This is a genomic window from Sphingobium sp. D43FB (assembly GCF_002312805.1).
Lineage (GTDB): Bacteria > Pseudomonadota > Alphaproteobacteria > Sphingomonadales > Sphingomonadaceae > Sphingobium.
Window position 1 is genome coordinate 44,369 of record NZ_NMUA01000017.1, and the last position, 22,449, is coordinate 66,817.

The window sequence follows — 22,449 nt, forward strand, 5'->3', positions numbered from 1 at the left end:
ACTGAATGAAAGGAAATCGACATGGTTGAAACTGCCTATGCTCTTTATCTGGTAATCACTCTGGCAATCACCGTCTGGGTTGCGCGAACCCTGTCCAAAAATGGCGAAGTCTTCCTGATCCAATGTTTCGGCCATAATGCCGAACTGGCACGCTCGACCAACCATCTGCTGGTCGTCGGTTTCTACCTCGTCAATATCGGCTTCATCACCCTGACGCTCAGCCTCGGCCGGGAGCCGGTCACCTATACCGACGCCATCCGCTTCCTCAGCGGCAAAGTGGGCCTGGCCGTGATCGTGCTGGGCGGGATGCACTTCTTCAACATGGGCGCCATCGCGCATTTTGGGCGCAAGGTGAATGGCTGGCTGACCGATGGTCGCCTGACCGCAGCATGATCGGCGAAGCGACCGGGATGGAGCCACATGCTCCATCCCCCGCCCAACATTGGGAGGACCGCATGTATCAACCTTCTCCGACGATCAATCGCGGTGCGGCCCGCGCCATATTATCTGCTGGTCCCGTTTTTCTCACGCTAACTTGCGCAGCCACGCTCTACAAAACCCTGCCTGCACCCATTCCGGTTGACCTGGCATCCTTTGCGATCCTGTTCCTTCTACTTCTCTTCGGCCTGATCTTCGGCCCATTTGTCGCCTGCATTCCAATATTGATTGGCGCTTCGGCCATGACCTATATGTCTCGCCGGGTGACATGGCTGTCGGCACGCCCGATCTGGCTCGCTACGGGATTGCTGATCGGCCTTGGTGCTGCCCATGGCATGACGCTGCTCCAGACCGCCCCGGAACTGGCCTTCGCGCTTGTCGCTACGTGCGGGCTCAGTGCCTATCTCTGCCATAATCGCGACTAGCACCCCGCCCTTTTCCATCACCCCACCTATGTCCCACCATTTGCTGATTTACGGCATTGCCGTATAGTCGCATTGAAGGAAGCGTTGCGATGAAGAGTGAAGATTTTGACGGGATCATGGCGGGCCTCACCGATGCCGTTGCCTATGCCAAGGGCGATGCCATGCGCGGGCGCATAGTCGCTGGCCCGGACGTGAAGGCGATTCGTCAGGCCACGAAGCTGACGCAGGGTGCGTTTGCCAAGGCCTATCGCATTCCGGTGGGGACCGTGCGGGACTGGGAGCAGAACCGCCGCCAACCAGACGCACCGGCGCGGGTGTTACTGTCGCTGATCAAGGCTGATCCAGCCGCCATCCAGTCCTTGCTCGACAAGGCGTAATAGCTTTGAATGTTCCCCGGCGGAGGCCGGGGTCCAGTTCAGACCGTGGGACTGGACCCCGGCCTCAGCCGGGGAACGGCACCTATGCCCCCCACTTCGCAAAAATCCTCCTATTGCGAAGTCCGCCCTGCAAACCATAACCCCAGCAAAATCGAACCCTGCAACGGTGTGAACTTCACAAGCTTCGCACAGCACCACGCCCCGCCGTACCACCCCAAAAGCCACCCACGCCGCCCTGTCCTACTGCGCCGCCATCGGCTATAGGCCTTGGCCCGAACGACAGAATTGCGACATCAAGGCGAATATCAGTGGCAGACTATCAGGTGCATATCATCGGCGGCGGGCTCGCCGGGTCCGAAGCGGCGTGGCAGTTGGCGCAGGCGGGCATCAAGGTGCGCCTGTCGGAAATGCGCGGAAGCGGCGACATGTCGCCCGCGCACCAGACCGAAGGCCTCGCCGAGCTGGTCTGCTCCAACAGTTTCCGTTCCGACGATGCCGACAAAAATGCCGTGGGCCTGCTGCATCAGGAGATGCGGCGGCTGGATTCGCTCATCATGGCGAGCGCCGAACCCGCCAAGGTGCCCGCAGGCTCCGCGCTGGCGGTGGATCGCCATGTCTTTTCCGGAGCCGTCACCCGCGCGCTGGCCGACCATCCCCATGTCGAGATCATCCGTGAACGGATCGACACGCTGCCGACCGAGGGCATGACGATCATCGCCACCGGCCCGCTCACCGCGCCCGCGCTCGCGACCAGCATCGGCCAGGCGGCGGGGATGGAGCATCTCGCTTTCTTCGACGCGATCGCGCCCGTCATCCACCATGACAGTATCGACATGGACCAGTGCTGGATGGCCAATCGCTGGGACAAGATCGGCCCCGGCGGCGGCGAGGGTAAGGATTATATCAACTGCCCGATGGATAAGGACCAATATCAGGCCTTCGTCCAGGGGCTGCTCGACGGCGAAAAGACCGAGTTCAAGGAATGGGAGGCCAACACCCCCTATTTCGAGGGCTGCATGCCGATCGAGGTGATGGCCTCGCGCGGGCCGGAAACGCTGCGCCATGGGCCGATGAAGCCGATGGGCCTCGACAATCCGCGCACCGGCCGTTGGCCCTATGCCGTGGTGCAGTTGCGGCAGGATAATGCGTCCGGCACGCTCTGGAACATGGTCGGTTTCCAGACCAAGCTGAAACATGGCGCGCAGGTGGAATTGTTCCGTACTATCCCCGGCCTCCAGAACGCCGAGTTTGCGCGGCTGGGCGGGCTGCATCGCAACACCTTCATCCAAAGCCCCAAGCTGCTCGACGCCACGCTGCGCCTCAAAAGCGCCCCGCATATCCGCTTCGCCGGGCAGATGACGGGCTGCGAAGGCTATGTCGAAAGCGCAGCGATCGGCCTCATCGCCGGGCGCTTCGCCGCAGCCGAATTGCTGGGCCATACGCTGACGCCCCCGCCCGCCGATACGGCGCTGGGCGCGCTGCTCGGCCATGTGACGGGCAATGTCGCGACGGCGGACTATCAGCCGATGAACGTCAATTTCGGCCTCTTCCCGACCCTCGATGACGTCAAGAAAAAGCAGCGCAAGGAAGCCTACACCTCCCGCGCCCGCGCCTCGTTCGGCGCGTGGATGGGCGAGATGGCGATCGCTTGAGGCCATCCTGCAATGAGGCTGACTTATGAGCATTGTTCCCCGGCGAAGGCCGGGGTCCAGTTCTGGCCGTGGGACTGGACCCCGGCCTTCGCCGGGGAACAGCCAACCACAGGTTTCCATTAATGCATTTTGCTACAACCCATCACACCGGCAAGGCGGTAGTGTATTTGGTGGTCGACAGCGCAAAATGCGAAGCCGCCCCTGCCACCGTCGGCTGGGCCAACAGCGTGTGCATCAGGAACTGGTTATAATCGGCGACGTCCGCCACCACGACCCGCAATAGATAGTCCCACTCGCCGGACATGGAGAAGCATTCCACGATTTCCGGGCAATCATCGACAAAGGCCTCGAAGGCGCTGCGCGGTTCGCGGGCGTGGCTGCGCATGCGGATATTGCACAGCACATTGACCCCGCGATCGACCTTGGCGGGATCGACCAGCCGCACCGCGCGGGTCAACACCCCTGCCGCCTCCAGCGCCTTGATCCGGCGCCAGCAGGATGCTGTCGATGCGCCGACCTGTTCGGCCAGTTGCGCATGGGGGATGGCGGCATCGGCCTGCAGGATGGCAATGATCCGCCGGTCGATCGCATCGATCTGATAGTCCTGTTTCATATCCGGCCCACATATGATGAAATCATGTCCTATATTGCGCAGCAATGCAGGAGATTGAAACCCTTTTTCACCTGAGCCATGCAATATTATCGTCATGGCCCAAAACGACATAGAGCGCCCCGCAGGCACCGCCGAGGACTGGACGATCCCGCAGGATTGGGCCGCCTACACGCCGCAGGAACATGCGCTGTGGGACAGGCTCTTCGCCCGTCAGGCGCAGATGCTCCCCGACCGCGCCGTGGCGGAGTTCATGAACGGGCTGGACGTGCTGCGGATGACCCGGCCGGGCATCCCCGATTTCGATGAACTATCGGAACGGCTGATGAAGCTGACCGGCTGGCAGGTCGTCGCCGTCCCCGGCCTCGTCCCCGACCGGCTGTTCTTCGACCATCTCGCCAACCGCCGCTTCGTCGCCGGGCGATTCCTGCGCACGCCCGACCAGATCGACTATCTGTCCGAACCCGACATTTTCCACGACGTCTTCGGCCATGTCCCCCTGCTCGCCAATCCCGCCTTCGCCGACTATATGCAGGCCTATGGCCAGGGCGGCCTGCGCGCCGATGGTCTGGGGGCCATCGACAGGCTGGCGCGGCTCTACTGGTACACCGTCGAATTCGGCCTGGTCCGTCAGGGCGACGACCTCAAACTCTACGGCGCTGGCATCGTGTCGTCGCACGGCGAGTCGATCTACGCCCTGGACGATCCCTCCCCCAACCGGCTGGGCTTCGATCTCAAGCGATTGATGCGCACCCGCTACCGCATCGACGATTATCAGCAGAGCTATTTCGTCATCGACAGTTTCGAAGACCTGCTGCGCCAGACGGTCGAGACCGACTTCGCCCCGCTTTACGCCCAACTGGACGGCCTGCTCGATCTCGACACCGACACCATCCTGCCGACCGACCGCGTCTACACCCGCGGGACGCAGGCCTATGCCAAAAGAAAAAAGGAAGAGGAGCCGCAATGACCGCTACCATAGACAATCCCCTGGGCCTCAACGGCTTCGAATTCGCCGAATTCACCTCGCCCGATCCGGCGGCGATGGCGGCGCAGTTCGAACAACTGGGCTTCGTGCCGACGCACCGCCACCCGACCAAGAATATCACCCGCTACAAGCAGGGCCGCATCAACCTGATGCTGAACCGCGACGATGCCGGGCGCGTCGCCGCCTTTCGCGGAGTCCATGGTCCCTCCGCCAGCGCCATGGCCTTCCGCGTCGCCGATCCGCAGGCCGCGATGCGCTGGGCGCTCGACCATGGCGCGCAGGCGACCGAAGAGGATGACACCGTCATCCAGGGGATTGGCGGCTCTTACCTCTATTTCATGCCGGACGGCAAAGACCCCTATGCCGACTGGGCCGAATTTCCCGGCTGGCAGGAAGCGGAGGCGCAGAACAATGTCGGGCTCGACCTGCTCGACCATCTGACCCACAATGTCCGGCGCGGGCAGATGCAGGTGTGGAGCGAATTCTACCGCACCCTCTTCGGCTTCGAGGAGCAGAAATTCTTCGATATCAAGGGCAAGGCGACCGGCCTCACCAGCCAGGCGATGATCGCGCCCGACCGGGCGATCCGCATCCCGCTGAACGAAAGCCAGGACGACAAGAGCCAGATCGAGGAATTCATCCGCGACTATCATGGCGAAGGCATCCAGCATCTCGCGCTCACCACCGACAATATCTACGACACGGTCGAGAAATTGCGCGCGCGCGGCGTGCGGTTGCAGGACACGATCGAGACCTATTATGACTTGGTCGACAACCGCGTCCCCGGCCATGGCGAGGATCTGGACCGGCTGCGCGCCAACCGCATCCTGATCGACGGCAGCGTCGAAAATGGTGAGGGCATTTTGTTGCAGATCTTCACCGAAAATATGTTCGGCCCGATCTTCTTCGAAATCATTCAGCGCAAGGGCAATGACGGTTTCGGCAACGGCAATTTCCAGGCCCTGTTCGAAAGCATCGAACTCGACCAGATACGGCGCGGCGTCGTGTCGGTCGATGCCTGAACGCAACAGGGGGCGGCACCACCGCCCCCTGCCCTGACGTCAGGACCGCCGCCCGCCGAAGCGCGCATAGAGCGTCGGCAGCACGAACAGGGTCAGCAGCGTCGCCGACACCAGCCCGCCGATCACCACCGTCGCCAGCGGCTTCTGCACCTCCGCCCCCGATCCGGTCGCCAGCGCCATCGGCACGAAGCCGAGCGATGCCACCAGCGCGGTCATCACTACCGGCCGCAGACGGCGCATCGCCCCCTGCTCCGCCGCCCGCGCGCGTTCCATACCCTGGCCGATAAGCTCCTGAATAGCCGTGACCATCACCAATCCGTTGAGCACGGCAATGCCCGACAGCGCGATGAAGCCCACCGCCGCCGACACGGAAAAGGGCATGCCCCGCAGGAACAGCGCCAGCACGCCACCGACCAGCGCTAGCGGCACCCCGGTAAAGACGATCATCGCATCACGCACATTGCCCAGCGCCCCATAGAGCAGCAGCAGGATCAGCACGAAGCAGGCCGGGACGACCAGCAACAGTCGATCCCGCGCCGACGCCAGATTTTCGAACTGCCCGCCCCATTCGAGATAGGCACCCGCGGGCAAGCGCACATCCGACGCGATATCCGCCTGTGCGTCGGCGACCACGCTCGCCACGTCGCGCCCGCGCACATTGGCCTGCACGACGATGCGGCGCTTGCCATTTTCGCGGCTGATCTGGTTGGGACCAGTCGTCACCGCAATCTCCGCCACGCTCGCCAGCGGCACGAAGGCGCCATCAGGCGTCGGCACAGGGATTTGCCCCACCGCCTCGATATCGGCCCGCTGCCTGTCATCGAGCCGGATCGTCACCGCAAAGCGCCGATCCCCTTCGAAGATCATGCCCGCATCGCGCCCGCCGATCGCGGCGGCGACCACATCCTGCACCGCCTTGGCCGACAGCCCCATCGCCGCCAGCGCCTCGCGTCGGGGCCGGATGTCCAGCATCGGCAGCCCCTCGGTCTGCTCGACCCGCACATCCACCGCGCCTTCCGTCCGCCGCAGGATCGTCGCGACCTGATTGGCGGTGCGGGCCATCGCGTCGGCATCGTCGCCAAAGACCTTGACCGCCACGTCTCCCCGCACGCCCGCAATCAGTTCGTTGAACCGCATCTGGATCGGCTGGCTGATTTCGAAGGCATTGCCGGGCAGCACCGCCAGCTTCTTTTCGACCGCTTCGACCAGCTCCGCCTTGGGCAGTTTGGGGTCGGGCCATTCCTCACGCGGTTTCATGATGATGAAGGTGTCCGAAATATTGGGTGGCATCGGGTCCGACGCCAGTTCCGCCGTGCCGGTCTTGGAAAAGACGAAGCGGACCTGCGGCAGGCTCGCAATCGCCTTTTCGACATCGAACTGCATTGCCTGGCTCTGTTCGACCGACGTGCCCGGAATACGCAGCAGTTGCGCGGTCATGTCGCCCTCGTCGAGCTGCGGCAGAAACTCCTGCCCCAGCGTCAGGAACGCGCCGATCGCCAGCACGAACGCCGCCACCGCCACGCCCATCGTGCGCGTTGGCCGCTGCATCGCCTTGTCGAGGCCGGGTTCATAGCGTGTCTTGAGCCAGCCCATGATCCGCCCTTCCTTCTCCTCCACCGGCTTCGACAACAGCACCGCGAGCAGGGCCGGCACGAAGGTCAGCGAGAGGATGAAGGCGCAGACGAGCGCCAGGATGACCGTTAGCGCCATCGGCGTGAAGGTCTTGCCCTCGATACCCGTCAGCGTCAGCAGCGGCACATAGACGAGGATGATGATCGCCTGGCCATAAACGGACGGCCGGATCATCTCCCGCGCCGCACCCACCACCACGGCCAGCCGTTCGTCCAGCGTCAGCACCCGGCCTTCGCGATGCTGCCCTTCGGCGATCCGCCGCAACGCATGTTCGACAATGATGACCGCGCCATCGACAATCAGGCCAAAATCGAGCGCGCCCAGGCTCATGAGGTTGGCCGACACGCCCCCCTGCAACATGCCGAAGCTGGTCATCAACATGGTGATCGGGATCACCAGCGCCGCGATCAGCGCCGCGCGGAAATTACCCAGCAGCACGAACAGGACGACGACGACCAGCAACGCGCCTTCGGCCAAATTCTTGGCCACCGTGTTGATGGTCGAATGCACCAGCGCGGTACGATCCAGCACCGGCTGGACGATGACGTCGGTCGGCAGGGAAGCGTTGATCTCCTCCAGTCGGCGGGCGACCGCCGATGCCACGGTGCGGCTATTCTCGCTCACGCGCATGACCGCGGTGCCGACCACGACCTCGCGCCCGTTTTCGGACGCCGACCCCATGCGGATCGCCTGCCCCGTCCTGACCGTGGCGACCTGGCTCAGCAGGATCGGCACACCCTCGCGCGTCGCGATCACGGTGCGGGACAGATCCTCCGCGCCCGTCAATCGTGCGTCGGATCGCACTGCCAGCCCCTCGCCATTGCGATCGACCACGCCCGCGCCGACCGCATTATTATTCTCCTCCAACGCCCGCGCCAGATCGTCGATGCCGATCCGCAACGCCGCCAGCCGCGCCAGATCGGGCACGACCTGAAACTGCTTCACATAGCCGCCGATCGAATCGACCCCGGCCAGCCCCGGCGTATTTTTGAGCAGCGGCGCGACGATCCAGTCCTGCGCGGTGCGCAGATAGGTCGCCTGATCCGCCTGGCTCACCAGCCGCTCGCCCTCCGGCGTAATATAGCTGCCATCGGGTTGCAGCCCCGGTTCGCCCGGATCATGCTGATCATCCTTGCGATGGGCGAGGTGGACGGTCCACATATAGACCTCCCCCAGCCCCGTGGCGATCGGCCCCATTTCCGGCGTCACGCCCGCAGGCAGGCTCTCGGCCAGCCCCGCCAGCCGCTCATTCACCTGCTGCCGGGCGAAGTAGATATCGGTGGAATCGGTGAAGACGGCGGTGATCTGGGCAAAGCCGTTGCGGCTCAGCGAGCGACTATATTCCAGCCCCTCAATCCCCGACAGCGCGGTTTCGATGGGAAAGGCGACTTGTTTCTCGACCAGTTCGGGCGAGAGCGACGGCGCACGGACATTGACCTGCACCTGGTTGTTGGTGATGTCGGGCACCGCATCGATCGGCAGGCGCTGGAGCGCCCAGCCGCCGATGAGGCAGGCGATGAGGGTCAGCAGCAGCACCAGCCAGCGCCGCGCGACCGCGAATGTGACGATCCGGTCAATCATCGATCAATGCCCATGTTCCGCTTCGCCCTTGCCGAGTTCGGCCTTGAGCGTGAAGCTGCCGGTCGCGGCGATCCGCTCGCCGCCTTTCAATCCCTTGGTGACGATGACGCGATCGCCGCTCACTGGCCCCAGTTCGACGGGAACGGCCTGAAACCCGGAGCGGGTGCGGACGAACACGCTGCTCTTGCCTTCGACCGTCTGCACCGCGATCTGCGGCACGGCGATGGCGCGCCCGCCATCCCTGGACGGCAGGTCGACCGCAGCGGTGACATTCTCGCCCACGCGCCATTGCCCGTCACGATTGTCGATGGTGGCGATGACCGGGACCAGACGGGTCTGCGCGTCGAGGATCGGCGAGACGAAGCTGATGCGTGCCTGCGCCGTGCGCCCTGGCGCGGTCACCGTGACCATGCCGCCCGGTCGCAAAGTTGCGGCATCAGCCGCCGACAGGGACAGGGTGAGCGACAGCTTGCTGAGATTAGCGACGCGATAGAGTTCGGTATCGGCCGCCACCACCTGCCCCAGCATCGCGCTGCGGCTGACGACCTGCCCGCCGATTGGCGAGGGCAGGCTGATGCGGTTGAGGCCACCGCCGGCGCGGCCCGTCGCGGCCAGTTGCTGCTGCGCCAGCCGCAGCGCAATCCCCGCCTCGGTCGCGCTCGTGCGCGCCGCGATCAGATCCTGTTCGGGGGAGACTTTCTCGGCAAACAGCCTTTGCTCCCGCCCCAAATTGCTGCGCGCTAGCGCCAGCCGGGCACGGGCCGCCTCGATCTCGCCCTGCATCTGCGCCGCCTCGCGGCTTTCGATCACGGCCAGCGGATCGCCCCGCCGCACCGCCTCGCCCAGATTGCGATGGAGCGCGACGATGCGGCCACCGACCGCCGCCGTCACTACCTGCATGCCTTGCGGATCGGCGTCGATCGTCGCGGGCAGGCTTGCCGCCCCGCCTGATCCCGCCATGCCGACGGGCACCAGCAATATGCCCGCGCTACGGATCTGCGCTTCGGACAGGGTGATTGCCCCCTCCTCTTCTGCATGATCCTCCTCGCCTTCCTCGTCATGCTCTTCGGCGTGACCCGCCTCATCATGCGCTTCATTCTGCGGCGCAGTCTCGCCACAGGCGGCCAGCAGCAGGAACAGCGGCAAGGCCGCCGACAATGTCCATTGTCTCATCGGATCAATCTTTCGCAATCTGGGATGCCGGGGCGACCAGCCGGTCGCGGCGCGCCGAAGCATCATGATAGGTGGCCAGCGCATCGATCGCGGCCATGCGGGTGTCGAGCAGCGTGCGTTCGGCTTCGATCAGGTCGATCTGCCCGAACTTGCCCTCGCGATAGCCGATGCGCGCGATCCGCGCCGCCTCCTGCGCGGCGGCAAGTGCCGGGCCGCTGGCGATGCGTGCGGCGGTTTCGGCATTGGCGACCTCCGCGTCTGCCGAGGCTATCGCCTGATCGAGCTGGATTTCGGTCATGCGCCGGGTCGCGTCGGCGCGTTGCCGTTCGGCACGCGCCTGCGCCTGCGCCGCCCCGCCATTGTCGAAGATCTGCAACGGAATGTTGATGCCCATCAGCATCGCGGTGTCGTTGCTGCCCGACAGGCGGCGTGGCCCGGCGAACAGTTGCAAGTCAGGCACCCGTTGCGCACCGGCCAGCCGCACCTGCGCATCGGCGGTCGCCACATCGAGCGCAGCAGCGCGTGCCGTCAGCATGTCGCTCACAGCCGCCCGGTCGACCGGCCGGGCAACCGCCAGCGTCTCGAACCAGCGCAAGTCGAGCGCCCCCGCGACCGGGCCACCGATCAACCGGCCCAGATTGGCGCGAGCGACATTCGCTAACCGTTCGGCCTGTTCCTGTGTCGCCTGCGCATTGAGATGCGCCAGTTCCGCCCGCTGCGCTTCCAGTGGCGACGCTCGCCCGGCCCGCACGCGCACCTGCGCCGACCGTAAGGCTTCCGCCGCAATCGTCACCTGCCGCTGCGCGACAGTCGCCCGTTCCGCTGCGGACACTGCACTGACATAGGTCTGCGTTACGGCCAGCCGCAGGTCGGCTGCGATCACCGCCTGTTCGATCTGCGCCCGGTCCTGCTGCGCATTGGCCAGCGCAACCCGCGCCGGACGTTTGCCGCCCAGTTCCAGTGGCAGCGTCACCTGCGCCGTCGTCTCGGCGCTGCGAAAGCCGCCATAGTCGCCGCTGCCCGCGACATTTTCGGTCTGGATATTCAGTTCGGGATTGGGCCGCAGTCCGGCGACGCTACGCGCCGCCTGCGCGGCTAGCACACCCGCTGCCCCGCTTTCGATGGCGGGCGATGTCGCGCCCGCGCGTTCCAGCGCTTGCGCCAAGGTAAAAGATGGTTCGTCCGCCCGCGCCACGAAGGCGCTGGTGCAGCACGACACGGCCAGACAGGCCGCAAGGATGCGTTTCATGAAGATAATTCCTGAAATCAACGAGAAAGGAACCGCGACGCCAGGCGAGCGCGGCCTATTCGGTCGATGTCAGGCGATGGGTGGGCGCAATGTCCGGGCAGGCTCGATGGCGGACAGGCGCGGCGCCGGGGGGATCATCAGCCGATTGCGGGTCGCCACCGTCCCATCAAAGGAAACGCGCGATCCCGCCGTGCCGACATGATGGCCATGGCAGCCACCATGATGATGCGGCAGGCCGTTATCCGCGTCGCCGGGCTGCAGGTCGCCATGCATATCGGCCGCGCTGATCGACAGGCTGGTCTCATTCTCGACGCAACCCAAGGCCTCGGTCGCATGCGCAAGCGTTCCCATCCCCATGGAGAGGAGAATCATGACCGCCGCACAGAAAGACAGCAAACCCCGCATGGCTTGCCCTTAACAGTCTTGCACGCGCCTGTCATCGTCCGCTGGTAGGGGCGGCTGCTTATCGAAAACTTTACCCTGTGCGCGCTAGGACAGGCCTCTATTTGGATTGCCGGGATTGCCGATGCGCTTTGTTCTGACCCTGCCCCTGATCGCCGCGCTGGCCGCGCCACAGGCCGCCCATGCCCAGATTGCCGTCGCCGACAGCGGCGACACCGGCTGGATGATGGTGTGTGCGCTGCTGATCCTGCTTGCGGCCTTGCCGGGATTGATGCTGCGCCATGCGGGCCAGGTCAATGTCCGCAACGCGCTCTCGGTCATGGCGCAGGGCGCGGGCGTCATCGCGACCGTGTCGCTGGCCTGGGCGATCGTCGGCTACAGCCTCGCTTATGCACCGGGCAGCGCCTGGCTCGGCGGCGGCGCAAACCTGCTGCTCGCCAATCTCGCGCAATTGCGCGACGGGCTTACGGTGCCCGAATCCGCCTTCGTCCTGTTCCAGCTAGCCCTTGCCTTGCTTGCCGCCTGCCTGCTGGTCGGCGCCGTCGCCGAACGCGCGCGGATAGGCTGGTTCCTCGCCTTCGCGCCGCTCTGGCTGCTGCTCGTCTATGCGCCGATCACCCATGCGGTGTGGGGCGGCGGCTGGCTAGCGGACTTGGGCGTCATGGATTTCGCCGGCGGTCTGGTCGTCCATGGCGTCGCGGGCTTTTCCGCCCTTACGCTGGCGTTGATCGCCGGGCGCAGGCGCGATCCCGCCAGTGTCGGCCATGCGCCGGTTCTCAGCCTCGCGGGCGGAGCGCTGCTGTGGATCGGCCTGTCCGGCATGGTCGGCGGCTGGGCGCTCGGCGCGACGGACGATGCCGCGACCGCGCTGCTCAACCATCATTTCGCCGCCTGCGCCGCTGCGCTGACCTGGGCGCTGCTCGACCATGTGCTGGGCAAGCGCACCACCGCCACCGGCATATTGTCCGGCGCCCTGGCCGGAATCGCCGCCATCGCCGCCTCCGCCGCGCTGGTCGGCACCGGCGGCGCGATGCTGATCGGCGTGATCGCTGCGTTCATCTGCCGCCTCGCTCACCCCCTCGTCGCTGGACGAGTAGACGACAGCGCCAGCGTCTTCGTCATCCACGGCCTTAGCGGCGCGATCGGCATCCTGCTCCTGCCCGTCTTCGCCCTGCCGCTGATGGGCGGGGTCGGCTTCGACATCGGCATTACCCTGACCAGCGCGCTGATCTCGCAGGCCATCGGCCTCGTCATCGTTGCGCTCTGGGCCATGGTGGGCAGCGCCATCGCCGCGCTGATCGTCTCGATGCTGATCCCCATGCGCGCCAGTGCGCAGGAGGAAGCGGACGGCCTCGATCTGGCCCAGCATGGCCAGCAGGGCTGGGACTTCCGCTAGACGCCATGGCCGTCGCCGTCGCCATCTTCGCTCATCAGGAAGAGCGCCGGATCGGCGCCTGCCTGGCCTCGCTTCCGCTCGACCGGCCTGACACACTTTTCCATGTGCTGGTCAACGGCACGACCGACGCCACCGTCGCCCGCGCCACGGCGGCGGCGGGCGGGCGCACCAACGTCATCGTCCACGATATCAAGGCGGGCGGCAAATCGCGCACCTGGAACCATATGGTCCATGATCTGCTCAGCGGGAGCGAAGACGCCGTCATCTTCATGGATGGCGACGCGCAGATCGTTGCAGGGTCGATCGACGCGCTGGTCGCGGACCTCGCCGCCAACCCCAAAGCCAATGCCAGTGCTGGCATGCCGATGAACGGACGCATGGCCGAATTCTATCGCCGAAACCTCAAGATCGAAGGCGGCCTGTTCGGCGATCTCTATGCTTTATCAGGACCGTTCGTCGCGGCGATCCGCGCGCGCGGTCTGCGCCTGCCCGACGATCTGATCGGCGATGATGGCCTGGTCGCCGCTTGGGCGCATACCAATCTCGCCAGCGATGCCGACTGGCAGCATGGCCGGGTGCTGGCCTGCGACGCGGCTGGCTTTCTGTGCGAGCAGGTCAGCCTCGCCCGCCCCTCGACCTGGGCGATGCAATATAAGCGGCTGATCAATTATTCGGTGCGCTTCTTCCAGAACCGGATCGTGTCGGACATCATGACGCGGGAGGGGCCGGACGGCCTGCCCCCGCGCCTCGCCAGCCTCTATCCCGACTGGCTTCCCCGCTTCCGCCCGCGCCCCGGCCTCACCGGCTGGTTCGACCGCAAGGCCCTGGCGCGGATGCGCCGATCTTCCTGAAAAAGCCGCGGATGCGCAAAGCGCTTTAGCGGTCGCGGCCTGCCAGTTCCTTGTTCACGAACAGGGCAAAGCCGGTGACGATCGCCCCGGACAGCAGATAAGCGCCCGACGCTGCCAGCCCGAACTCGGTCGAGATCAGCAGCGCTACCAGCGGCGCGAACCCTGCGCCCACCAGCCAAGCCAGATCCGACGTCAGCGCCGATCCGGTATAGCGCGTCGCCGACCGGAAGTTGGACGCCACCACACCCGACGACTGACCAAAGCTGAGGCCCAGCAGGATGAAGCCGATCACCATGAACGCCACTTCGCCCAGATCGCCGCCATTGAGCAGCAACGGCGCGGCCACCGCGAAGAAGGCCGTGCCCACCGCCGAATAGCCGAGCAGACGACGCCGCCCGATCATATCCGCCACAAAGCCCGACACGATGATCGCCAGCACGCCCACAAACGCGCCGATGACCTCGATCATCAAAAAGCGTTCCAGTGGCTCGTCGGTATAAAGCGCGATCCACGACAGCGGAAACACCGTGACCATATGGAACAGCGCAAAGCTGGCCAGCGGCGCGAACGCCCCGATGACGATGTTGCGCCCCTCGCTGCGCACGGTTTCGATTACCGGCGAGGGCTGCAATTCGCGCGCTTCGTAGAGCCGCGCAAATTCCTCCGTCACCACGATCCGCAACCGCGCGAACAAAGCCACGACGTTGATCGCGAAGGCGACGAAGAAGGGATAGCGCCAGCCCCAGCTCAGGAAGTCGGCGGTGGATAGGGTGGAGAGGAAGAAGGCAAACAGCCCCGCCGCCACGATCAGCGCCAACGGCGCGCCCAATTGCGGCATCATCGCATACCAGCCGCGCTTGGCCTGTGGCGCGTTGAGCGACAGGAGCGAGGCCAGCCCGTCCCATGTCCCGCCCAGCGCCACGCCCTGCCCCGCGCGGAACAGCGCCAGCAGCACCGCCGACCAATGGCCGATCGTCTCATAGCCCGGCAGGAAGGCGATGGCCGCGGTCGATCCGCCCAGCAGGAACAGCGCGATGGTCAGCTTAACCCCGCGCCCGAAGCGACGGTCCACCGCCATGAAGATCAGCGACCCGATCGGCCGCGTGACGAACGCCAGCGCGAAGATGGCGAACGACCAGAGCGTCCCCTCCAGCGGCGACAGATAGGGAAAGACATGCGCGGGAAAGACGATACACGAGGCGATCGCATAGACGAAAAAGTCGAAAAATTCCGACGTCCGGCCGATGATCACGCCGATGGCGATCTCGCCCGGCGCAATCTTCTTGCCGTCATGGGCGTGAAGGTTGCGCATGTCGCGTTCCGCCTGGGTGGAGTTGGTCTCCAGATCAGGGCCGGGCGTGGTCGTCGCGGAGGTCATGGCGTGAAACGGGCCTTCATGCTGCGGGAACGATTCGGGGCCGCACAAGGCTGCACGACGAATCATTCCGGTGGTCAAATATAACCATGCCCCATTTCGCCACTGCGCAGGGATAGGACAAAAGGTCCAATGTCACCCCGGAATTTTCCCGACTAGACGAGCCTCATGATCGCCCGCACGCCCGCCCCAAGCCGCGCATTTCTGCGCCGATTCGCTCCCCTCCTGCTGCTGCCGCTCGGCGCATGCGACTGGGTGGTCATGGCCCCGTCGGGCGATGTTGCAATGCAACAACGCGACCTCATTTTGATATCGACAGCGCTGATGCTGCTGATCGTCCTGCCCGTCATGGGCACGATCGGCTGGTTCGCCTGGAAATATCGCGCCAAGGCGCAAGCGGAAGATTATGATCCCGACTGGGATCATTCCACCAGCCTGGAATTGCTGATCTGGTCGGCGCCGCTACTCATCATCATCGCGCTGGGCGCGGTGACCTGGACCAGCACCCATCTGCTCGACCCCTATCGTCCGATCGAACGCATCGATTCGGCGCGCAAGGTCGATCCGGCGGCCAAGCGCCTGCAGGTCGAAGTGGTAGCGATGGATTGGAAGTGGCTGTTCATCTACCCCGAACTCGGCATCGCGACGGTCAATGAACTGGCCGCGCCGGTCGATCGCCCGATCGAGTTCAAGATCACCTCCTCCACCATCATGAACAGCTTTTTCGTGCCCGCGCTGGCTGGTCAGATCTATGCAATGCCCGGCATGCAGACGACGCTCCACGCCGTCGCCAACAAGCCCGGCACGTTCGATGGCTTCTCCGCCAATTATTCCGGCGCAGGCTTCTCCAACATGCGCTTCAAGTTCCACGCCATGGATCAGGGCGGGTTCGACCAGTGGGTCGCCCGCGTGAAGGCCAGCGGCGCGACGCTCGACCGCGCAACCTATGTGAAGCTGGAACAGCCGAGCGAGAAGGTGAAGCCCCTATATTTCGCGGGCGTCGAACCCCGCCTGTTCCACGCCGCGCTCAACATGTGCGCGCAACCGGGCAAGCGCTGCATGGACGAGATCATGATGACCGACATGCATGGCGGCGCTGGCAAGGAATCGGCCCACGATACCAAGGGCCTGCGCCATGATGGCACGATCGACGTCGGCGGCTATCACCCGGTCGAACCCGGCAAGAAGGGCGAGATCGCCCAACCCGCGGGCATGACCCCGGCGGCCGAGCAGACCCCCGCCGCGCAGGGCAACCAGGCACCGGGTCAGCAGGACCATGACGGGCATGGAGCGCATCATGGGAATTAAGGCACCTGCTCCCCTCCCCCACGCCATCCTCCCCTCGCAGGGGAGGTGGCAGCCCGAAGGGCTGACGGAGGGGTGTCACCCTCTCGATAGCGGGACACCCCTCCGTCTGGCTGCGCCAGACACCTCCCCTTCCAGGGGAGGATCATTCCCCTTCCCCCTTCTCTCTACATCAAGGCCGTAACGCCCATGTCCCCGCATCCCGCCTCCGAAAATAGTGGCATCTGGAAGCTGATCTTCGGTCGTCTCGACTGGAGTTCGCTCCCGCTGCATGAGCCGATCGTCGTCGGCACCTTCCTCATGGTCGCGCTGGGGGGCGCGGTGGTGTTCGGGCTGGTCACCAAATATAAACTCTGGGGCACGCTCTGGAACGACTGGTTCACCACCGTCGATCATAAGCGCATCGGCATCATGTATATGATCCTGGGGCTCATCATGTTCCTGCGCGGTTTTGCCGACGCGATCATGATGCGGTTGCAGCAGGCGATGGCGTTCGACGGCTCCGAAGGCTATCTGAACGCCCATCATTACGACCAGATTTTCACGGCGCACGGCGTCATCATGATCTTCTTCGTCGCGATGCCGATGATTACGGGAATCATGAACTATATCGTCCCGCTGCAGATCGGCGCGCGCGACGTGTCCTTCCCCTTCCTCAACAATTTCAGCTTCTGGATGACCACGGCAGGCGCGATCATCGTCATGATGTCGCTGTTCGTCGGTGAATTCGCCCGCACCGGCTGGCTGGCCTACCCGCCGCTGTCGGGCATCGCCTATTCGCCGGGCGTCGGGGTCGATTATTATATCTGGGGCTTACAGATAGCGGGCATCGGCACCTTGCTGTCCGGCGTCAACCTGATCGCGACCATCGTAAAGATGCGCGCGCCCGGCATGACAATGATGAAGATGCCCATCTTCACCTGGACCTCGCTCTGCGCCAACGTGCTGATCGTCGCCGCCTTCCCGGTGCTGACCGCCGTATTGGCGCTGCTCAGCCTCGACCGCTATATCGGCACGGCCTTCTTCACCAACGACATGGGCGGCAACCCCATGATGTATGTGAACCTGATCTGGATCTGGGGTCACCCGGAAGTCTATATCCTCATCTTGCCGCTGTTCGGCGTCTTCTCCGAAGTCACCTCGACCTTCTCGTCCAAGCGCCTCTTTGGCTATAGCTCGATGGTCTATGCGACGATCGTCATCGCGCTGCTCAGCTATCTCGTCTGGTTGCACCATTTCTTCACCATGGGGTCGGGTGCCAGCGTCAACAGCTTCTTCGGCATCACGACGATGGTCATCTCCATCCCGACCGGGGCCAAGCTCTTCAACTGGCTCTTCACCATGTATCGCGGCCGCATCCGCTACGAACTGCCGATGATGTGGACGGTCGCCTTCATGCTGACGTTCACCGTGGGCGGCATGACCGGCGTGCTACTCGCCGTGCCACCGGCCGACTTCGTGCTGCACAATTCGCTGTTCCTGATCGCGCATTTCCATAATGTGATCATCGGCGGCGTGTTGTTCGGCTTGTTTGCGGCGATCAACTATTGGTGGCCCAAGGCATTCGGCTACCGGCTGGAAACCACCTGGGGCAAGCGCAGCTTCTGGCTCTGGGTCGTGGGCTTCTGGACCGCCTTCATGCCGCTCTACGTGCTGGGCCTGATGGGCGTCACCCGCCGGATGCGCGTGTTCGATGATCCGAGCTTGCAAATCTGGTTCCAGATCGCGGCGCTGGGCGCGGTGATGATCGCGGCGGGCATCGCCTGCATGTTCATCCAGTTCGCGGTCAGCATCAAGAATCGCGATCAACTGCGCGACACCACGGGCGATCCCTGGGACGGCCGCACGCTGGAATGGGCGACCAGTTCGCCGCCGCCAGACTATAATTTCGCCTTCACGCCCGTCATCCATGATGGCGACGCCTGGGCGGACATGAAGAAGCGCGGCTATCAGCGTCCCCTGACCGGGTACAAGGCGATCCATATGCCCAGCAATACCGCAACCGGCCTGATCATCGCCGGCCTGTCCGTGGCCTTCTCCTTCGGCATGATCTGGTACATCTGGTGGCTGGCGGGCCTGTCCTTCGTCGGCATCCTCGCCGTCGCGATCGGCCATACCTTCAACTATAAGCGCGACTTCTACATTCCGCAGGATGTGGTCGAGCGCACCGAGGGCGAGCGCAGCGCGCTGCTCGCAACACAGGGCTAAAATCATGGCCACACGTTCCAAGATCGACCCCGCCTTCCTTGATCAGGACGGCAAGCCCCTCTTCCACTTGGGGGAAGAACCGCATCATCCCGAAGGCTCCAGCACGTCGTTGGGCTTCTGGATCTACCTGATGAGCGATTGCCTCATCTTCGCCTGCCTGTTCGCCACCTATGCAGTGCTGAGCGGCAGCTATGCCGCGGGGCCAGGGCCGCGCGACCTGTTCGACCTGAACCTCGTCGCGCTGAACACCGCGATGCTGCTCTTCTCGTCCATCACCTATGGCTTTGCCATGTTGTCGATGGAAAAGAACAAGGTCGCAGCGACCCAGGGCTGGCTGGCCATCACCGGCCTGTTCGGCCTCGCCTTCCTTGGCATCGAACTCTATGAATTTGCGCACCTCATCCATGAGGGCGCGACGCCGCAGCGGTCGGGCTTCCTGTCCGCCTTCTTCGCGCTGGTCGGCACCCATGGGCTGCACGTCACTTTCGGCATCATCTGGCTGGTGACGCTGATGGTACAGGTCGCCAAAAAGGGGCTGATCCCGGCCAATCAGCGCCGCCTGATGTGCCTCAGCATGTTCTGGCACTTCCTGGACGTCATCTGGATCGGCGTCTTCACCTTCGTCTATCTCATGGGGATGCTGCGATGAGCGCGCACGATCACGACACCCACGCGCATGGCGCGCACGGCACGATGGGCAGCTATATGATCGGCTTTGGCCTGTCGGTTATCCTGACGGCCATCCCCTTCTGGCTGGTGATGACCGGCTATTTCGCCAATACGCAGACCACCGCGCTCGTCATCATGGCCTTCGCGGTCGTGCAGATCGTCGTCCACATGATCTACTTCCTGCACATGAACACCCGTTCCGAAGGCGGCTGGTCGATGATGGCGCTGATGTTCACTTTGGTCCTGGTGGTCATCACCCTGTCCGGTTCGATGTGGGTCATGTATCATCTGAACACCAACATGATGCCCGCCATGACGCATGACATGAGCCAGATGCCGTGACATCTACATGCTTCTAGCAGACATCCAGAACCACAACGGTTTGGCATTGGCGATTGTGTAGTTCACAAACCTGGCAGCAAAATCCTCCCCTGGAAGGGGAGGGGGACCACGAAGTGGTGGAGGGGTGTCGCCCTATCGATGGGGCGACACCCCTCCGTCTGGCCTACGGCCCGACACCTCCCCTACTAGGGGAGGATGACCGATGACATCGGCAAATAGAGCGATTTTTCCGATCGGCCTGACGCTGATCGCGGCGTTGCTGTTTACGACCCTATGTACGCTTGGCGTCTGGCAGGTCGAACGGCTGGCATGGAAACGCGATTTGATTGTCCGGGTCGCTGTCCGCATTCACGCGCCGCCGGTGCCAGCGCCCGCCATAGCGACCAAATCGGACGAATATCGCCGCGTCGCCGCGACCGGCACATTCATCCACGACCGCGCGACTCTGGTCCAGGCGTCGACTGTCCGCGGCCCCGGCTTCTGGGTGCTGACCCCGCTCCGACGTGCGGACGGCACGACGCTGCTCATCAATCGCGGCTTCGTGCCGCCCGACGCCCGCACCAGTTACACCCGCCCGGCAGGAGCAGTTCGCATCACTGGCCTGCTGCGCCTGACCGAACCGGGCGGCGGCTTCCTGCGCGACAATGACCCCGCGGCCAATCGCTGGTATTCGCGCGACGTCGCCGCCATCGCCGCCGCCCGCGCCCTGCCCGCCACGCTGCATTACTTCATCGACGCCGATGCCGGGGCGCAGCCCGACGCCCTGCCCATCGGCGGGCTGACCGTGGTGCAATTCCCCAACAACCATCTTGTCTACGCCATCACCTGGTTCGCGCTGGCGGCGATGGTCGCGGGTGCCTATATCTTCGTCATGCGCCAGTCAGGAAAAGATCGCCGGGCATGAAGGGCAGCACGCCCCTGCGCGCGCGCTGGCTCCCCAGCCAATGGTCCGCCGATGCGGCCGGGCGCAAGAATATGGCGCTGCTGGTCCAGTTGCGCTGGATCGCGATCGCAGGCCAGGTCGCGACCATCCTGATCGTCCATTATGCCATGGACATCCGCCTACCCTTCCCGTCCATGCTGGTGGTCCCCTGCATCGCGGCCGCCATGAACCTTGGCAGCATGATGGTCTTGCGGCGGCGCACCGACATCAGCCATGCCGAACTCTTCCTGGCGCTGCTGTTCGACGTGCTGGCGCTCACCACGCAACTGTACCTAAGCGGCGGCGCGACCAACCCCTTCATCTCGCTCTATCTGGTGCAGGTCGCGCTGGGAGCCGTGCTGCTTCACCGCTGGAGCGTCTGGGGCATCGTTGCCATCTCCTCGCTCTGCGCGGCGATGCTCTCGCTCGTCTATCGCCCGCTGGATCTGAGCGAAGCGTTCGAAGGGCGCCTGTTCGACCTGCATATCATCGGCACCTGGATCTGCCTCACCATGATCGCGGTGCTGCTGGTCCTGTTCATGACCCGCATCACCCGCAACCTGCAACAGCGCGAAGCCTATCTCGCCCGGTTGCGGCAGCAGGCGGCGGAGGAGGAGCATATCGTCCGCATGGGCCTGCTCGCATCGGGCGCGGCGCATGAACTGGGCACGCCGCTCGCCCAACTGGCCGTGGTGCTGGGCGACTGGCGGCACATGCCCGAAATCACCGGCCACGCCGCTTTGGTCGAGGAAGTCGGCGAGATGGAAACCGCCATCAAACGCTGCAAGGCGATCCTGTCCGGCATATTGATGTCGGCGGGCGAAGCGCGCGGCGAAGCCCCGCAAATCACCAATGTCCGCGACTTTGTTGACGCCATCGCCCGCGACTGGCGCAGCGCCAACCCCGGCATGCCGCTGCGCTGCGACTTTGGCCCGCACGATTATCCGCGCATCGTCGCTGATCCCGTCATCCGCCAGGCCGTCACCAACCTGCTCGACAATGCGCGCGAAGCGGGCGCGACCTATATCGACATGCTGATCAGCCGCGACAATCGCTGGCTCCATATCGCCGTGCGCGACAATGGCCCCGGTTTCAGCGAGGAGATGCTGGCCGATGTCGGCAAACCCTATCGGTCGAGCAAGGGCAAGCAGGGCGGCGGCCTTGGCCTCTTCCTGGTCGTCAATGTCGTGCGCAAGCTGGGCGGACGGGTCAATGCGAGCAACAGCGTGGAGGGCGGCGCGATGATCCTGCTGCGCCTGCCGCTTGCGACCCTGGCTTTGGAGGAGGGCAAGAATGACGTCTGAACGACTGTTGCTGATCGTCGAGGATGACGAAGCCTTCGCCCGCACGCTCAAACGCTCGTTCGAGCGGCGCGGCTATAGCGTCCTGCTCGCCGACAGCCTGGAAACGGTCAACGCCTGCCTCGCCGACCACCGCCCCGGCTTTGCCGTCGTGGACCTCAAACTCGGCCCCCAGTCCGGACTTGCCTGCGTGCAGGCGCTCCACGCCCATGACCCCGCCATGCTCATCGTCGTGCTGACCGGCTTTGCCAGCATCGCGACTGCCGTCGATGCGATCAAACTGGGCGCCACCCATTATCTCGCCAAACCGTCCAACACCGACGACATAGAGGCCGCCTTCGCCCGTTCCGGCGGCGACCCCGACACCCCCCTCGCCCCCCGCCCGACGTCGATCAAGACGCTGGAATGGGAACATATCCACGAAGCGCTCAAGGACAGCGACTTCAACATCTCAGAAGCAGCCCGCCGTTTAGGGATGCACCGCCGCACACTCGCGCGCAAACTGGCCAAGCGCCAGGTCGGTTGACGGCG

Annotated in this window: 21 protein-coding genes; 15 read left to right on the plus strand and 6 right to left on the minus strand. The window is 64.4% G+C overall.

What is annotated here, in order from left to right; translation table 11 throughout:
• Window positions 1-21: 21 nt before the first annotated feature.
• The 4 genes from SxD43FB_RS14935 (at window position 22) to trmFO (ending at window position 2,892) form a co-directional block, all read left to right on the plus strand.
• Window positions 22-393 carry a hypothetical protein gene (locus SxD43FB_RS14935; RefSeq protein WP_043152666.1) on the plus strand — a complete coding sequence of 124 codons (372 nt, stop codon included), beginning with the start codon at window positions 22-24 and terminating at the stop codon, window positions 391-393.
• 62 nt (window positions 394-455) lie between these two features.
• Window positions 456-863, plus strand: a complete 408-nt coding sequence (locus SxD43FB_RS14940) for a hypothetical protein (RefSeq protein ID WP_096062886.1) — start codon at window positions 456-458, stop codon at window positions 861-863.
• A gap of 89 nt (window positions 864-952) precedes the next feature.
• Window positions 953-1,240, plus strand: coding sequence for a helix-turn-helix domain-containing protein (locus SxD43FB_RS14945; protein WP_096062887.1), 288 nt, complete (start codon window positions 953-955; stop codon window positions 1,238-1,240).
• A 308-nt stretch (window positions 1,241-1,548) separates the two neighbouring features.
• Window positions 1,549-2,892 carry a methylenetetrahydrofolate--tRNA-(uracil(54)-C(5))-methyltransferase (FADH(2)-oxidizing) TrmFO gene (gene trmFO / locus SxD43FB_RS14950; RefSeq protein ID WP_096062888.1) on the plus strand — a complete coding sequence of 448 codons (1,344 nt, stop codon included), beginning with the start codon at window positions 1,549-1,551 and terminating at the stop codon, window positions 2,890-2,892.
• Window positions 2,893-3,034: 142 nt separating this feature from the next.
• On the opposite strand, the gene SxD43FB_RS14955 is transcribed toward trmFO, so the two are convergent.
• Window positions 3,035-3,505 carry an Lrp/AsnC family transcriptional regulator gene (locus SxD43FB_RS14955; protein ID WP_043152693.1) on the minus strand — a complete coding sequence of 157 codons (471 nt, stop codon included), beginning with the start codon at window positions 3,503-3,505 and terminating at the stop codon, window positions 3,035-3,037.
• A 94-nt stretch (window positions 3,506-3,599) separates the two neighbouring features.
• Between SxD43FB_RS14955 and phhA the strand changes: the two genes are divergently transcribed.
• Window positions 3,600-4,472 (plus strand): phenylalanine 4-monooxygenase, encoded by an 873-nt coding sequence (phhA, locus tag SxD43FB_RS14960; RefSeq protein WP_096062889.1) that lies wholly within the window; start codon window positions 3,600-3,602, stop codon window positions 4,470-4,472.
• Window positions 4,469-5,512: a 4-hydroxyphenylpyruvate dioxygenase gene (hppD, locus tag SxD43FB_RS14965; protein ID WP_096062890.1), complete on the plus strand. Its 1,044-nt coding sequence runs from the start codon at window positions 4,469-4,471 to the stop codon at window positions 5,510-5,512. Before phhA ends, hppD begins: the two co-directional genes overlap by 4 nt.
• 39 nt (window positions 5,513-5,551) lie before the next feature.
• Here hppD and SxD43FB_RS14970 read toward each other — a convergent pair whose 3' ends face one another.
• From SxD43FB_RS14970 to SxD43FB_RS14985, 4 genes are all read right to left on the minus strand, one after another.
• The gene (locus SxD43FB_RS14970; RefSeq protein WP_096062891.1) at window positions 5,552-8,725 is read right to left on the minus strand and encodes a CusA/CzcA family heavy metal efflux RND transporter; all 3,174 of its coding nucleotides are present in this window, start codon (window positions 8,723-8,725) and stop codon (window positions 5,552-5,554) included.
• Between the two features lie 3 nt (window positions 8,726-8,728).
• A complete protein-coding gene (locus tag SxD43FB_RS14975; RefSeq protein WP_096062926.1) occupies window positions 8,729-9,898 on the minus strand; it encodes an efflux RND transporter periplasmic adaptor subunit in 1,170 nt (389 codons plus the stop codon).
• Window positions 9,899-9,902: 4 nt separating this feature from the next.
• Window positions 9,903-11,147 (minus strand): TolC family protein, encoded by a 1,245-nt coding sequence (locus SxD43FB_RS14980; RefSeq protein ID WP_096062892.1) that lies wholly within the window; start codon window positions 11,145-11,147, stop codon window positions 9,903-9,905.
• Window positions 11,148-11,216: 69 nt separating this feature from the next.
• Complete coding sequence (locus SxD43FB_RS14985; protein ID WP_096062893.1) at window positions 11,217-11,552, minus strand: hypothetical protein; 336 nt, start codon at window positions 11,550-11,552, stop codon at window positions 11,217-11,219.
• Window positions 11,553-11,673: 121 nt separating this feature from the next.
• Between SxD43FB_RS14985 and SxD43FB_RS14990 the strand changes: the two genes are divergently transcribed.
• Window positions 11,674-12,945, plus strand: a complete 1,272-nt coding sequence (locus tag SxD43FB_RS14990) for an ammonium transporter (protein WP_096062894.1) — start codon at window positions 11,674-11,676, stop codon at window positions 12,943-12,945.
• A 5-nt stretch (window positions 12,946-12,950) separates the two neighbouring features.
• Window positions 12,951-13,796, plus strand: a complete 846-nt coding sequence (locus SxD43FB_RS14995; RefSeq protein ID WP_096062895.1) for a glycosyltransferase — start codon at window positions 12,951-12,953, stop codon at window positions 13,794-13,796.
• A 25-nt stretch (window positions 13,797-13,821) separates the two neighbouring features.
• On the opposite strand, the gene SxD43FB_RS15000 is transcribed toward SxD43FB_RS14995, so the two are convergent.
• Entirely contained in the window at window positions 13,822-15,174 is a 1,353-nt protein-coding gene (locus tag SxD43FB_RS15000) for an MFS transporter (RefSeq protein WP_096062927.1), read from the minus strand.
• A gap of 165 nt (window positions 15,175-15,339) precedes the next feature.
• Here SxD43FB_RS15000 and cyoA point away from each other — a divergent pair, with 165 nt between their 5' ends.
• The 7 genes from cyoA (at window position 15,340) to SxD43FB_RS15035 (ending at window position 22,444) form a co-directional block, all read left to right on the plus strand.
• Window positions 15,340-16,479, plus strand: coding sequence for a ubiquinol oxidase subunit II (gene cyoA / locus SxD43FB_RS15005; protein WP_069066607.1), 1,140 nt, complete (start codon window positions 15,340-15,342; stop codon window positions 16,477-16,479).
• A gap of 186 nt (window positions 16,480-16,665) precedes the next feature.
• Entirely contained in the window at window positions 16,666-18,684 is a 2,019-nt protein-coding gene (cyoB, locus tag SxD43FB_RS15010) for a cytochrome o ubiquinol oxidase subunit I (RefSeq protein WP_096062896.1), read from the plus strand.
• Between the two features lie 4 nt (window positions 18,685-18,688).
• A complete protein-coding gene (cyoC, locus tag SxD43FB_RS15015; protein WP_096062897.1) occupies window positions 18,689-19,333 on the plus strand; it encodes a cytochrome o ubiquinol oxidase subunit III in 645 nt (214 codons plus the stop codon).
• Window positions 19,330-19,695 carry a cytochrome o ubiquinol oxidase subunit IV gene (gene cyoD, locus SxD43FB_RS15020; RefSeq protein ID WP_096062898.1) on the plus strand — a complete coding sequence of 122 codons (366 nt, stop codon included), beginning with the start codon at window positions 19,330-19,332 and terminating at the stop codon, window positions 19,693-19,695. Before cyoC ends, cyoD begins: the two co-directional genes overlap by 4 nt.
• Window positions 19,696-19,897: 202 nt before the next feature.
• Window positions 19,898-20,599, plus strand: coding sequence for an SURF1 family protein (locus SxD43FB_RS15025; RefSeq protein WP_096062899.1), 702 nt, complete (start codon window positions 19,898-19,900; stop codon window positions 20,597-20,599).
• Window positions 20,596-21,921 carry an ATP-binding protein gene (locus tag SxD43FB_RS15030; RefSeq protein WP_096062900.1) on the plus strand — a complete coding sequence of 442 codons (1,326 nt, stop codon included), beginning with the start codon at window positions 20,596-20,598 and terminating at the stop codon, window positions 21,919-21,921. The genes SxD43FB_RS15025 and SxD43FB_RS15030 overlap by 4 nt, the downstream gene beginning before the upstream one ends.
• Window positions 21,911-22,444, plus strand: coding sequence for a response regulator transcription factor (locus SxD43FB_RS15035; RefSeq protein ID WP_096062901.1), 534 nt, complete (start codon window positions 21,911-21,913; stop codon window positions 22,442-22,444). The genes SxD43FB_RS15030 and SxD43FB_RS15035 overlap by 11 nt, the downstream gene beginning before the upstream one ends.
• Window positions 22,445-22,449: the final 5 nt, after the last annotated feature.